Source organism: Acidocella sp. MX-AZ02 (genome assembly GCF_000306035.1).
Classification (GTDB): Bacteria; Pseudomonadota; Alphaproteobacteria; order Acetobacterales; family Acetobacteraceae; genus Acidocella; species Acidocella facilis.
Genome location: NZ_JH976208.1, coordinates 155,053 through 167,813, shown reverse-complemented (window position 1 = coordinate 167,813; position 12,761 = coordinate 155,053). Strand labels below are relative to the sequence as shown.

General features: G+C 65.3%; 11 protein-coding genes and 1 pseudogene. 10 read left to right on the top strand and 2 right to left on the bottom strand.

The genetic code is table 11. The annotated features are described in order from the left end of the window. A pseudogene (locus MXAZACID_RS09015) lies at positions 1–518 on the top strand (hypothetical protein); the annotation flags it as partial. Between the two features lie 66 nt (positions 519–584). Here MXAZACID_RS09015 and ndk read toward each other — a convergent pair. Beyond that, a complete protein-coding gene (ndk, locus tag MXAZACID_RS09010) occupies positions 585–1,007 on the bottom strand; it encodes a nucleoside-diphosphate kinase (protein ID WP_008493965.1) in 423 nt (140 codons plus the stop codon). 90 nt (positions 1,008–1,097) lie between these two features. Between ndk and MXAZACID_RS09005 the strand changes: the two genes are divergently transcribed. The 7 genes from MXAZACID_RS09005 to MXAZACID_RS08975 all read left to right on the top strand — a co-directional run bounded on the left by MXAZACID_RS09005 (position 1,098) and on the right by MXAZACID_RS08975 (position 9,220). Next, positions 1,098–2,966 carry an ABC-F family ATP-binding cassette domain-containing protein gene (locus MXAZACID_RS09005; protein WP_008493964.1) on the top strand — a complete coding sequence of 623 codons (1,869 nt, stop codon included), beginning with the start codon at positions 1,098–1,100 and terminating at the stop codon, positions 2,964–2,966. Positions 2,967–3,150: 184 nt separating this feature from the next. After that, a complete protein-coding gene (locus MXAZACID_RS17790; RefSeq protein ID WP_008493963.1) occupies positions 3,151–3,732 on the top strand; it encodes a chalcone isomerase family protein in 582 nt (193 codons plus the stop codon). A 75-nt stretch (positions 3,733–3,807) separates the two neighbouring features. Next, entirely contained in the window at positions 3,808–4,974 is a 1,167-nt protein-coding gene (locus tag MXAZACID_RS08995; RefSeq protein ID WP_008493961.1) for an AI-2E family transporter, read from the top strand. 217 nt (positions 4,975–5,191) lie between these two features. Beyond that, positions 5,192–6,028 carry an ABC transporter substrate-binding protein gene (locus MXAZACID_RS08990; protein WP_008493960.1) on the top strand — a complete coding sequence of 279 codons (837 nt, stop codon included), beginning with the start codon at positions 5,192–5,194 and terminating at the stop codon, positions 6,026–6,028. 18 nt (positions 6,029–6,046) lie between these two features. After that, the gene (locus MXAZACID_RS08985) at positions 6,047–6,799 is read left to right on the top strand and encodes an amino acid ABC transporter permease (RefSeq protein ID WP_008493959.1); all 753 of its coding nucleotides are present in this window, start codon (positions 6,047–6,049) and stop codon (positions 6,797–6,799) included. Continuing rightward, positions 6,796–7,572 (top strand): amino acid ABC transporter ATP-binding protein, encoded by a 777-nt coding sequence (locus MXAZACID_RS08980; RefSeq protein WP_008493958.1) that lies wholly within the window; start codon positions 6,796–6,798, stop codon positions 7,570–7,572. The genes MXAZACID_RS08985 and MXAZACID_RS08980 overlap by 4 nt, the downstream gene beginning before the upstream one ends. 58 nt (positions 7,573–7,630) lie before the next feature. After that, complete coding sequence (locus MXAZACID_RS08975; protein ID WP_008493957.1) at positions 7,631–9,220, top strand: gamma-glutamyltransferase family protein; 1,590 nt, start codon at positions 7,631–7,633, stop codon at positions 9,218–9,220. A gap of 203 nt (positions 9,221–9,423) precedes the next feature. Here MXAZACID_RS08975 and MXAZACID_RS08970 read toward each other — a convergent pair whose 3' ends face one another. Then, positions 9,424–9,717 (bottom strand): PAAR domain-containing protein, encoded by a 294-nt coding sequence (locus MXAZACID_RS08970; RefSeq protein WP_008493956.1) that lies wholly within the window; start codon positions 9,715–9,717, stop codon positions 9,424–9,426. Positions 9,718–10,026: 309 nt separating this feature from the next. Between MXAZACID_RS08970 and MXAZACID_RS08965 the strand changes: the two genes are divergently transcribed. Both MXAZACID_RS08965 and MXAZACID_RS08960 read left to right on the top strand, forming a co-directional pair. Beyond that, positions 10,027–11,643 (top strand): ShlB/FhaC/HecB family hemolysin secretion/activation protein, encoded by a 1,617-nt coding sequence (locus MXAZACID_RS08965; RefSeq protein ID WP_008493955.1) that lies wholly within the window; start codon positions 10,027–10,029, stop codon positions 11,641–11,643. 22 nt (positions 11,644–11,665) lie between these two features. After that, positions 11,666–12,761 (top strand): filamentous hemagglutinin N-terminal domain-containing protein (locus MXAZACID_RS08960; RefSeq protein WP_008493954.1); only part of this gene is annotated, 1,096 nt, incomplete at its 3' end.

Below are 12,761 nucleotides of genomic sequence, written 5' to 3'. Positions count from 1 at the left end.
ATGGCGGCAGCCTGGCCTGCGATGGCGTGTTGCTCTCCGGCTGCTGGGTGGCGGAGGCCGGTCTGGCCCGGCAGAGCCATCTCGGCTGGGACGCCTCCGGGCTGATCCAGGACCAATATGGCCGCTGCACCGACCCCGCCTTTTTCGCCGCCGGGGATGTGGTGGAACAGGTGCCCGGGCAGGGCGATGCCGCCGGGGCGGGGCACCTGGTCGGCGATTATATCGCGGATGATCTGGAAGGCGGGCTGCCCTCCTGGGAGGGCGGGCTGGCGGTTCTGCCCGGCGACGGGGTGGCGCGGGTCACACCGCAGATGCTGGCGCATGTGGTGCCGCTGCGCGGGCGGCTGCTGGTGCATCCGGTGGCGCCCGTGAAGGGGCTGCTGCGCATCCTGGCTGGGGAGGCGGTGCTGTATCGGCGCTGGGTGACGCTGCGGCCGGGGCAGCGTTTGGCGATTGATCTGCACGGGCTGAAAACCCCGCCCGACGATGCGCGGCTGACGGTTGAGATCAGGCCCTGACCTCAGCCATGAAAAAACCCGCCGGGAGACCCCGGCGGGTTTTGTAGACATCAGCCTGAAGGCTGATTACGCGACGATCTCGATCGCGGCGAAGAAGAAGGAGATTTCCTGCGCGGCGGCTTCCGGGCTGTCGGAGCCGTGCACGGAGTTCGCCTCGATCGACTCGGCGAATTCCTTGCGGATGGTGCCGGGCTCGGCGTTCGCCGGGTTGGTGGCGCCCATGATCTCGCGGTTCTTGGCGATGGCGTTCTCACCCTGCAGCACCTGCGCCACCACCGGGCCGGAGATCATGAAGGAGACCAGATCATTGAAGAACGGGCGGGCGGCATGCACGGCATAGAACGCCTCGGCCTGGGCCTTGGTCAGGTGCAGGCGCTTGGAGGCGGCGATGGTCAGGCCGGCCTCTTCGAACTTGGCGTTGATCTTGCCGGTCAGGTTGCGGCGGGTCGCGTCCGGCTTGATGATGGAGAGGGTGCGCTCAGTGGCCATGATACTCGCTTTCCTAAAGGATGTTGCGCGCGCAATAGCCGGGCGGCCCAGGCGTAGCAAGCCCTGGCAGGTTAATATACAGGGAAGCCCATGAGTGTTCTGCGCCTTGAAGACCTGTCCTTCTCCATCGCCGGCCGGCCGCTGCTGGAGCATGCCTCGCTGCTGCTGGATGAGGGCAAGCATGTCGGGCTGATCGGCCGCAATGGGGCGGGCAAATCCACCTTGCTGAAGCTGATCGCCGGGGTGCTGCGGCCGGATGGCGGCAAGGTGATGCTGGGCAACCGGGTGCGGCTTGGCTATGTCGCGCAGGAAGCGCCGGGCGGGACGATCACCCCGCTGGAGGTGGTGCTGGCCGCCGATACCGAGCGCGCGGCACTGCTGGAGGCCGCCGAAAACCCCGCCACCCCGGCGGAAAAGCTGGCGGAAATCCATGACCGCCTGCTGGCCATCCAGGCCGACAGCGCCCCCGCCCGCGCGGCGGGCATCCTCTCCGGGCTCGGCTTCAACGAGGACTGGCAGGCGCGGCCGATGAGTTCCTATTCCGGCGGCTGGCGAATGCGCGTGGCGCTGGCCGCGGTGCTCTTCGCCGAACCGGACCTTTTGCTGCTCGATGAACCGACCAACCATCTGGATCTGGAAGCCACGCTCTGGCTGGAGGGCTATCTGCAGAAATTCCCCGGCGCCATCCTGCTGGTCAGCCATGACCGCCAGCTTCTGGATAAGGCGGTGGAGGCGACGGTGCATCTGGAAGCCGGCAAGCTCAACCTCACCCCGGGCGGCTTCGCCGAATTCGTGCGGATCAAGACCGAGCGGGCGATGCAGCAAGCCCGCGCGGCGGAGCGCGTCGCCGCCCAGCGCGCCCATATGCAGGCCTTCGTCGACCGCTTCCGCGCCAAGGCCACCAAGGCCCGGCAGGCGCAGAGCCGGTTGAAGGCGCTGGAGAAATTGCCGCAGATTGATGCCGTGGTGGAGGCGCAATCGGTGCCCTTCTCCTTCCCCTCGCCGGAGGAGCTGCCGCCGCCGATGCTGCAGCTGGAAGGGGTCGATATCGGTTATGACGGCAAGGCGGTGCTGAGCGGGGTGTCGCTGCGGATCGACATGGAAGACCGCATCGCGCTGCTCGGGCAGAACGGCAACGGCAAATCCACCCTGGCGAAGCTGCTGGCCGGGCGCCTGGGCGCACTGCGCGGCCGGGAATTCCGGGTGAAGGGGCTGCGGGTGGGGTATTTCGCCCAGCATCAGGAGGATGATCTGGTGCTGAGCGACACGCCCTATGACCATCTCGCCCGCGCTTTGCCGCAGGCGCTCCCCGCCCAGGTGCGGGCGCAGGCGGCCCGCTTCGGGCTGGATGCGGACCGGGTGAATACGCCGGTGGGCCAGATGTCCGGCGGCGAGAAAGCCCGGCTGCTGCTGGCGCTGGCCACGCGCGATGCCCCGCATCTCTTGATCCTGGATGAGCCGACCAACCATCTCGACATCGATGCCCGGGATTCGCTGATCAAGGCGCTGACGGATTTCGAGGGGGCGGTGATCCTGATCAGCCATGACCCTTATATCGTCGAGCTGGCGGCGGACCGGCTGCTGCTGGTCGGCCAGGGCAAGGTGACGCCGTTCGAGGGCGATCTCGCCGCCTATGCCGCCACAATGTCCGAGCGCGTCGCCCCGGCGCAGGCGAAGAAGGCCGAGGAGAAAAAGAACGACAAGGCCGAGCGCGCCCAGGCCCGCGCCCGGCTGGCGCCGCTGCAAAAGGCGGCGAAGGCGGCGGAGAGCGCGTTGAACAAGCTGACGGCGGAGAAGGCGCTGCTGGAGGGCAAGCTGGCGGACCAGGGGATTTACGCGGCCTCCAAGGCCGCCGAGCTGAGCAAGATCACGCTGCGTCTGGGACAGCTGAAAGGCGAGATCGAGGCTGCGGAGCTGGCCTGGCTGGAAGCGGCGGAGGCGCTGGAGGCAGCGGCCTAGAACAAGATGCGTTCAGCTTGGCGCGCTGAAACATACATAGAGCGCGTGGGTTTCAACCCCACCCGCCCTAACGGCAGACAGGCCCTCGCACCAGGTGAATGCAGCCGTACCAGGAGATTATGATCCGTTAAGACAGCGTTTTTTCGCGCGCCGCGCCGGACGAAAATCTCCTATAGGGTTGCGGATGATCCGCTTCAGCAAAGCCCGCCTCTGCGCGGCCGTTTTCGCTCTGAGCTGCGTCACGGGCCTGCAGGCGCGCGCCGCCGAGATGGCCGGCGTGCAATTGCCGGACAGCCAGACGCTCGGCACCCACCAATTGCAGCTCAACGGCATGGGGCTGCGCACCTATTCGCTGTTTCACGTGCATATCTATGTCGCCGGGCTGTATCTGGCGCATCCGAGCCGCAACGCCGCCGCCATCCTGAATTCCGACTCGCCGAAAATCCTGCAACTGCATTTCGTGCATAATGTCGCCGCGCCGCAGGTGCGCAAGGCCTGGGCCACCGGGCTGGCGGCGAACTGCTTGGCCCCGTGCAGCCTCAATCAAGCCGAGCTGAGCCGGTTTCTCGCGTCGCTGAACGCGGTTTCCGCCGGCGAGACGGTGACGTTCATCTTCCAGCACGACAAGGCCGACGCCTATGAGAATAGCCACTATCTCGGCCAGATCGCGGACCCGGAATTCGCCAAATTGATTTTGGCCATGTTCATCGGCCCGCATGTGCAGGCCCCCGGGCTGAAGCGCGCGCTGCTCGGCCAGACGGGGTAGATCGGATGTTGCTCTAATTGATTTTTCCGCGCCTTGTCGCAGATAGAGACGAGGATCTGTGGAGATGACACCGACATGACGGAAGACAACGCCGCCCCGGCCGGAACCTGGCTGCGCGAGGGGCAGGCGGGGATGAGCCGGACCCAGGGCTATTGCAGCCTCGCCGCGGTGGCGCTGCTGGTGCTGGCCGGGCTGTTCACCTTGCGTGAGTTTCTCCCCGCCTTGGCCTGGACGGCGATTTTTTCCATCGCGCTGTGGCCGGCCTTCCGCCGCACCGCCGCGCGCTGGCCGGGGCATCGCCGGGTTTTGCTGCCGGCGCTCTTCGTGCTGGCCGTGGTGGTGGTGTTCGTGCTGCCGGCCATCGTCATCGCCATCCCCTTCTCGATGGACGCGCATGCGGCGCGGGAATGGTGGATGCAGGCGCAGCAATATGGCATCGACCCGCCCGCCTTTCTCAGCGAGCTGCCGCATGGCGGGGCGCTGATTTCGCTCTGGGACGAGAAAATCGGCCAGCCGGGGCAGATTTCCACCCTCACCCATGGCGCCATGCAGGGCGGCGGGGCGAAGCTGCTCAGCCATTTCGGGCAGGAGACGGTGCACCGGGTGGTGCTGTTCGGCTTCACCTTGCTCGGGCTGTTCTTCTTTCTGCGCGATGGCGACTACATCATCGACCAGGTGCTGGTGGCCAGCCGCCGCGCCTTCGGCAGCGCGGGCGAGGATATCGGCCGGCAGATCGTCAATTCCGTGCATGGCACGGTGAACGGGCTGGTACTGGTCGGGCTGGGCGAGGGCGTGGTGCTGGGTGCGGCCTATTTCATCGCGCATGTGCCGCACGCCACCCTGTTCGGGCTGCTCACCGCGATTCTGGCGATGGTGCCGTTCGGGGCGGCGGTGGCAATCGCGGTGGTGGCTTTGGTGATCCTGGCAACGGGCAGCCTGGCGGCGGCGATCAGCATCGTCGTGATCGGCGTCATCGTCACCTTCGTCGCCGACCATTTCATCCGCCCGGTGCTGATCGGCGGGGCGTCACGTGTGCCATTTCTATGGGTATTGCTGGGCATTCTGGGCGGGGTTTCGGCCTGGGGGCTGGTGGGGCTGTTCATCGGCCCGGCGGTGATGACGGCGCTGATCCTGGTCTGGCGGGAGTGGGTGGGCTCGCGCCCCGGCCCGATCAACCCGGTGGCGGAGGAGCTGGAGGGCGATCCGGCGGCGCATATGCCGAAGCACCCCATGGCGCGTTGAATATTTTAAACCCACCTTCCTTGCGCCGGACGGTATCTGCGCAATCCTGAGCAATCTAAGATGAAAATGCCATCACGCCGATGAATCTGTGTGCAGGCCGCGTTTCATCCCTGCGTTTTTGCCTAAGAATATGATTGTATACCGTTGTCTTCATCATCACCATGCGCCTCTCAAACCTGCCCGCCGCGGGCGTGTTCGTGTCATGGAGATGATTGGAATGGCGATGTTCGATAAACTCACCGGCATGGCGTTGGGCCTGATGCTCGCATCCTCCTGTCTGGTTCCCGTGAGCGCGCGGGCGGATGGGCTACCCGCCAGCATCACCAGCAGCAAGACGCTGACCTTCTGCAGCTCGCTGAGCCAGCCGCCGATGGAATTCGTCAATGCCCAGCAGCAGCCGCAAGGCGCGGATATCGAGCTGGGCGACGCGCTGGCCAAGCGGCTGGGGCTGACGGCGAAATGGGTGAACACGCCGTTTTCAGGGCTGATCCCGGCTTTGCAGGCCGGCGCCTGCGATGCGATCATCTCCCAGCTTTTCATCAAGCCGGCGCGGCTGCAGGTGGTGGATATGGTCCCCTACATGTATTCGCAGGAGATCATCCTGTTCAAGAAAGGCATGCCGACGGTTGATACACTCGCGGGCCTGTCCGGCAAGAAGGTGGCGAGTGTCACCGGCACCACCGCGACGGTGCTGTTGCAGGCGGAGAACGACAAGCTGAAGGCGGCGGGCAAACCGCTGATCAACATCGTCGATTTCCCCTCCAACACCGATGCGCTGCAGCAGCTGCAATTCGGCCAGGTGGCGGCTTACGGCGTGTCCTACGAGATCGGGCGGTATTATAACCAGACCGCGCCGGGGGAATTCGTCACCGGTGGCGCGCCTTATTTCAAGATCCTCACCGGCATCGCCACCAGGAAGAATGAGCCCGGCCTGCGCGATGCGTTCGCGGCGCAGCTCGCGGACATGATGAAGGATGGCAGCTACGCCGCCATCTTCAAGAAATGGGATCTGGCGTCCGACGTGCTGGACGCGCCGATGCAGCCGCAGCCTTGATCTTTCAGGTCTGATCCCGTGCATTTCGATTGGTCGTATTTCTGGGCTCAGCTGCTCACCCCGAGCAGCGCCTTCCTGGTCGGGCTGGGCCTGACCGTCGCCATGGCGGTCTCGGCCGAGATCATCGGCGTGGTGCTTGGCTTGCTGTTCGCGCAGCTGCGGCTCTCGCGCCGGCGCAGCCTGCGCGCGATCGCCAGCCTCTATATCTGGGCGCTGCGCGGCACGCCGCTGCTGGTGCAGATCGTATTCATCTATACCGGGCTGGCGGCCGCCGGGATCATGCATTTCTCGGATTTCACCCTGGCCGGGATTACCATTCCGGGAAATCTGCAGGCCGGCATTCTGGCTTTGGGGCTGCATGAGGGCGCCTACATGGCGGAGATTTTCCGCGCCGGCATCATGGCGGTGGATAAGGGCCAGACCGAAGCGGCGAAAGCCCTGGGCATGCCGCCGCTGATGCTGATGCGCCATGTGGTGCTGCCGCAGGCGCTGCGGGTGATTCTGCTGCCGATCGGCAATCAGTTCAATATTTTGCTGAAGAATACCACGTTGGTCAGCGTCATCGGCGTGTCGGAAATGCTTCTGGTGACGGAGACGATCAATTCCGCCACCTTCCGCACCTTCGAGCTTTATGCCGTGCTCGGCATCTATTTCCTCATCCTCACCAGCGCCTGGAGCTTGTTCATGGGCTGGGTGGAAAAACGGCTGCAGCTGGGCCGTAAGTCAAAGATCGTGCGCATCCAGGCGGTGGCGGCGGAGGCGGAGGCATGAGCATGGCGGATGATATTTTGGTCGATATGCAGAATGTCGATAAATATTTCGGCGCCAACAAAATCCTGGATAATGTCGATTTCACCGTGAAGCGCGGCGAGGTGGTGGTGCTGATCGGCCCGTCCGGCTCGGGCAAGACCACGCTGCTGCGCTGCATCAACCATCTCGAAACGATCGAGCATGGGCGGATCATGGTGAATGGCAAGATGATCGGCTACCGGGAAATCGGCGGCAAGCTGATTGAGGACCGGGAGCGCAACATCGCCGTGCAGTGGCGCGATGTCGGCATGGTGTTTCAGCGCTTCAACCTGTTCGCCAACATGAATGTGCTGCGCAACATCGCCATCTCGCCGCAGCTGGTGCGCAAGGCGGCAAAGCAGGAGGCGCAGGCGCAGGCGCGGGCTTTGCTCAAGCGCGTCGGGCTGGCGGAGAAGGAGGAGGCCTATCCCTCCGAGCTTTCCGGCGGGCAGCAGCAGCGCGTGGCGATTGCCCGGGCTTTGGCGATGAACCCGGCGATTTTGCTGTTCGATGAGCCGACCTCGGCTTTGGACCCGGAGATGGTCGGCGAGGTTCTGGCGGTGATGCGCGAGATCGCGCAGTCGGGCATGACCATGGTGGTGGTGACGCATGAGATGGGCTTCGCCCGCCAGGTCGCGGACCGGGTGGTGGTGATGGCGCAGGGCAGGATCATCGAACAAGGGCCGCCGGAGCAGGTGTTCGGCGCGCCCAGCCATCCAGTGACGCAAAGGCTGCTCGGCGCCGTGCTGCATTGACGCCGCGCCCCGGGCGCGACACTCTTCTCTCACAAAAAAATTCAGGGACAGACACAGAATGCGGGACTTCCACGCGCCGGGCCGCAGCCCGATCTATGCCACCAACGCCATCGCCGCGACCTCGATGCCGCAGGCGAGCCTGACTGCCATCGAGGTGCTGAAAGCCGGCGGCAATGCGATGGATGCCGCGATCGCCGCCGCCGCCGTGCTGGCGGTGGTGGAGCCGCACTCCACCGGGGTGGGCGGGGATCTGTTCTGCCTCTATTCACCCGCCGGCAGCGGCAAGGTGATCGCGATGAACGCCTCCGGCCGCACCCCGGCCGGGCTCTCGCTGGAGGCGCTGGCCGCCCAGGGGCTTTCCGCCTACGAGAACAGCTCGCCGCATGCCGTCACCATTCCCGGCGGCGTCGCCGGTTGGGAGGCGCTGGTCAAGGCGCATGGGCGCAAGGGGCTGGATGAGCTGCTGGCCCCGGCGATCCGCTTCGCCGAGGAGGGCTATGTGGTGGCGCCGCGCGTCGCCGATGACTGGGCCGACCCGGATGTGCTGGCCAAGCTGAGGAAGCACGAGGCCGCCTTGTTCCTGAAGGATGGGCAGGCGCCGGCCACCGGCACGGTGATGCGCAACCCGCAGCTGGCCGCGACGCTGCGCGCCATCGCCAAGGACGGCGCCAAGGCGTTTTACACCGGGCCGATCGCCGCCGAGATCGTGAAGGATCTGCGCGCCCGTGGCGGCTTCCATACCGAGGAGGATTTCGCTGACGGGCTGAGCCTGGCGGAATTCGTGACGCCGATCTCGCGCCCGTTCGCCGGACATGATGTCTGGGAATGCCCGCCGAACGGCTCGGGCATCATCGCGCTGATGCTGATGGGGATCATGGACGGCTTCGCCCCGCCCGGCGATCCGCTCTCGGTGCTGCGCCTCCACCGGCATCTGGAGGCGGCGCGGCTGGTCTATCGCGACCGCGACGCCTTCCTGGCCGACCCCAAGCAGGTGGATGTGCCGGTGGAGCATCTGCTCAGCGACGCCTATATTTCGGGGCTGCGCGGGCTGATCCAGGATGACCGGGCGCTGGACACGCTGCCCCCGGCCGGACACGCGCACAAGGATACGGTCTATATCACCGTCGTCGACAAGGACGGCAATTGCTGCAGCTTCATCAACTCGATCTTCCAGAGCTTCGGCTCGGGCATCGTCGCCGGCAATACCGGCGTGGTGATGCATAATCGCGGCTTCTCCTTCAGCACCAAGCCGGGCCACCCCAACCAGGTGGCGCCGCGCAAGCGGCCGATGCACACCATCATCCCCGCCATGGCCTTCAAGGACGGGCTGCCGCGCTTCGTGTTTGGCGTGATGGGCGGACAGTATCAGCCGATGGGGCAGAGCTGGGTGCTCTCCAACATGCTGAATTACGGCATGGACCCGCAGGCCGCCTTGGATCTGCCGCGCATCTTCCCCTATGCGGGCAAGGTCGAGGCGGAGCGCGGCATTCCGCAGGCCACCCGCGATGCGCTGGCCGCGATGGGCCATAAGGTGGTGCCGGCGGCGGATGCGCATGGCGGCGGCCAGGTGATCGAGATCGACCGTGAAAAGGGCATCCTGATCGGCGGCTCCGATCCGCGCAAGGATGGCTGCGCTCTGGGGTACTAGAGCAATATGTGTTTAGATTGACGCGGCAGCGTCAAGATAAACACATGAAATTGCTCGCCAATATCAAAATTAGAGCCTCAAGCTAAAAGCTTGAGGCTCTAAGCCCGGCAGGATGAGCGCATCGCACGCCGCGTCAGCAATGACGCGGCGTTTTTTATTATAAAGGTGACAAACCTGTCGCGCCCCAACCAAAACGGCGCGGTTCAGCCGCCGATCATCACAGTGAAGCAGCCGAGCACGATCATGCCGCCATGGGCGCAATTATCCAGCATCCGCGCCGCCGGCTTGCCGCCGATCATCACCGTGGCCGAGCCTTTGATGATGCTATCCGGCGGGCCGACACAGGTGAGGCTGTCACCCATCACCGCGGCGGGCATGCCGCCGATCAGCACTGTCGGCGCGCCGGGGCCGATGATCGGCCCGCCGACATGCGGGACCAGCACATCCACCATCGGGCAGACATGCATATCGGTCAGGCGGGCGGCGGGCATCGGCATGCCGGCAGCTTAGCCCCGCGGGGGGCAGCCCTTCAATATGAAAGAGCCAATGATTTCGTTACCGGGTGTAGTTTAATCCGCGAAACGTCCAAAATTCACGGATACGCGTTAGCGTTGAAAAAGTTTTCTGTTTATAACGATCCGGTACAGGGATGAAGGCGAGGCAAAATGCGACGCGCAACGTTCAAGGCCGGAAGAATCGCGCGCGCCGCCATGTCGGGCGCGGGCCTTGTTATGGTGGCCGGCCATTGCGCTTTGGCTCAGACGGCCAGCGTTCCCAGCCTGACAACCTCTCCCTTGCCGCACATCATGCCGCAAACCCCGACGACACTCGGCAAGGGGCTGCCGGATTTTTCAAAAACCGGGACTGAGGGGCCGTTGCCGGCGGTTTCGATTCAGGTGCATTCGGCCAGCATTGTCGGCGCCACCGCCTTTCCCGCCGCGAAACTGAACGGCATGATCGCCGGGCTGGCGGGGCAGAGCGTGCCGCTCACCAAGCTGGAAGCCGCCCGGCTGGCGCTGGTGCGGCTCTATCGCAGCCATGGCTATATTCTCTCCACCGTGACGCTGGATGTGAGTGCCACCGGCGATGTGCGCTTCGTGGTGACGGAAGGCTATGTCACCAATGTCAAACTTTCCAAGGATATCGGCCCGGCCGGCACCATGGTGCTGGGGTTTCTCAATCACCTCACCCAGGAGCGCCCGCTGCGCGAGGCAGCCCTTGAGCGCTGGCTGCTGTTGGCGCAGCAGGTGCCGGGCGTGTCCGTGCATGCGGTGCTGCAGGCCGACCAAGGCAACCCTGGGGCGCTGACGCTGGTGGCCGAGGTTTCCAAACAGACCCTTTCCGGGCTGGTGACGGCGGATAATCGCGGCTTCGATGAAACCGGCCCGGCCGAGGGGCTGCTGGTGGCCGACATCAACAGCCTGACCGCGCATGGCGACCAGACCGAGATCTCGTATTTCCATACCAGCGGCAACACCGATAATTTCGGCCAGATTTCAGAGAGCTTCTTCATCGGCACGTCGGGTCTGCAGCTGAAGCTCTATGGCGGCGCCGGGCGCGCCCATCCCAGCGGGGTGCTGCGGTCTGCCGGCTATCAAAGCCAGGTGGAGGTATTTGGCGGCCAGCTCAGCTATCCGGTGCTGCTGCGCCGCAACCAGGCGCTGATCGCGCGGGTGCGGCTGGACGCGGCGCAAAGCCACATCATGTTCGCCGGCAGCGGGGCCAGCGGCGCCAACAGCGCCGACAGCCTGCGCGTGGCCCGGCTGGGCGGGCAATATGCCTGGCAGGATCTCTGGCTCGGCAACAGCCGCAATGCGCTGAACGTGCTGGAAGTGCAATATTCGCAAGGGTTGCCGCTGCTGGGCAGCTCCGCCGATGGCCGCACCGCGCCGCCGGGCGGCCGCGCCCAGGCGAAATTCGATTTCTGGAAATTCAACGGCTCGATCAGCCGGGTGCAGACGCTGTTTTCGCCCTGGCCGGCGGCGGATGTGGCGCTGCGCACCGAGGTCGGCGGCCAGTACAGCACCGCCATCCTGCCCTCGGCGGAGGAATTCTATCTCGGTGGCACCCGCTTCACCCGCGGCTATTATTCCGGCGAGGTGGTGGGCGACAAGGCGGCCTATGCCACCGCCGAGCTGCAATTGAACACCGGCACGGATTTCACCCTGTTCAAGCATGATTTTGAGATGGGCGCGCAATTCTATGGCTTCTATGATTGGGGCGAGACCTGGGCCAACCTGCCGACGGATTTGAATCATCGCATCGCCTCTGTCGGCGGCGGCGTGCGGCTCGGGCTGACGCGCAATCTCGAACTCGATGGCGAAGTGACGCACCGGCTGGTGACGCAGCTGGTACCCGGCTCCACCCACGTGGCGCCGCTCTCCGAGACGATCATCTACTGGGGTGTAACGGCGCGCTTCTAAGCGGCGCGGCGGGAGACTGAAAATGGCACTGGAACGGCAGATCAAATCATCGCCTCTACGCGGCCAGAGCCGCGCCGCCTGGCGCGGGTCTTGGCTGTTGGCCAGCACCGCGCTCAGCGCCGTGCTGGCGCATGCCGCACCGGCGCGCGCCCAGAGCCTCTCCTCCACCGCCACCCCGCAAGGCGGCGTGGTGGTGGGCGGCAATGCCAGCATCACCCAGGGCACCGGCAGCACCACCATCACCCAGAGCAGCGACCGCGCCGCGATCAACTGGCAGAGCTATAATGTCGGCAGCAATGCGCAGGTGACCTATGTGCAGCCTTCGTCCAGCGCGGTGACGCTGAACCGGGTCGTCAGCCCGGACCCCTCTGTCATTGCCGGCCATATCAGCGCCAATGGCCAGCTGGTGCTGATCAACCAGTCCGGCGTGGTGTTCACCAAGGGGGCGGAGGTGAATGCGCAGGCGATCCTCGTCTCCACCTCCAACATCTCTGATTCCGACTTCATGGCCGGGAAGATGGCCTTCACCGGCACGCCGAATCCGGGGGCGAAGATCGTCAATGATGGCAAGCTGACCGCCGGGCAGGCCGGGCTGGTCGGGCTGGTGGCGCCGCAAGTGGCCAATAACGGCATCATCACCGCCCGGCTGGGCCAGGTGGTGCTGGCCGGGGCGGACGCCTTCACGCTGGATCTCTATGGCGACAGGCTGATCTCTCTGGATGTCACCAAGGCGGTGACGCAGGTGGATCTGAAGGGCAAAATCGTCCCGGCTCTGGTGACCAATAAAGGTCTGATCCTCGCCGATGGCGGCAAGATCACCCTCACCGCCGCGGATGCGGACGGGCTGATCTCGCAGCTCTTGCAGGTGGGCGGCACGCTGCGCGCCAACAGCGCCGAGGGGCAGAGCGGCAGCATCTCGCTGCAGGCGGTGGGCGGGGGCATCAACATCGCCGGCAACCTGCTGGCGCAGGGCCATGCGGTCGCCAGCAGCGGCGGCAAGATCGAGGCGGTGGCGAGCGGCACGGTGGCGGTGGCCCCGCACGCTGTCATCGACACCTCCGGCCAGGCGGGCGGCGGCACCATCGCGCTCGGCACCGACCTCGCCCGCGCCGCGCAAG

What these genes read in the sequence shown, in the direction of transcription:
- MXAZACID_RS17790 (WP_008493963.1), top strand. Translation starts at nt 3,151, where the DNA reads ATGATCCGCTTCAGCAAAGCCCGCCTCTGCGCGGCCGTTTTCGCTCTG.
- MXAZACID_RS08975 (WP_008493957.1), top strand. Translation starts at nt 7,631, where the DNA reads ATGCGGGACTTCCACGCGCCGGGCCGCAGCCCGATCTATGCCACCAAC.
- MXAZACID_RS09005 (WP_008493964.1), top strand. Translation starts at nt 1,098, where the DNA reads ATGAGTGTTCTGCGCCTTGAAGACCTGTCCTTCTCCATCGCCGGCCGG.
- MXAZACID_RS08965 (WP_008493955.1), top strand. Translation starts at nt 10,027, where the DNA reads ATGCCGCAAACCCCGACGACACTCGGCAAGGGGCTGCCGGATTTTTCA.
- MXAZACID_RS08970 (WP_008493956.1), bottom strand. Translation starts at nt 9,717, where the DNA reads ATGCCGATGCCCGCCGCCCGCCTGACCGATATGCATGTCTGCCCGATG.
- MXAZACID_RS08995 (WP_008493961.1), top strand. Translation starts at nt 3,808, where the DNA reads ATGACGGAAGACAACGCCGCCCCGGCCGGAACCTGGCTGCGCGAGGGG.
- ndk (WP_008493965.1), bottom strand. Translation starts at nt 1,007, where the DNA reads ATGGCCACTGAGCGCACCCTCTCCATCATCAAGCCGGACGCGACCCGC.
- MXAZACID_RS08980 (WP_008493958.1), top strand. Translation starts at nt 6,796, where the DNA reads ATGAGCATGGCGGATGATATTTTGGTCGATATGCAGAATGTCGATAAA.
- MXAZACID_RS08990 (WP_008493960.1), top strand. Translation starts at nt 5,192, where the DNA reads ATGGCGATGTTCGATAAACTCACCGGCATGGCGTTGGGCCTGATGCTC.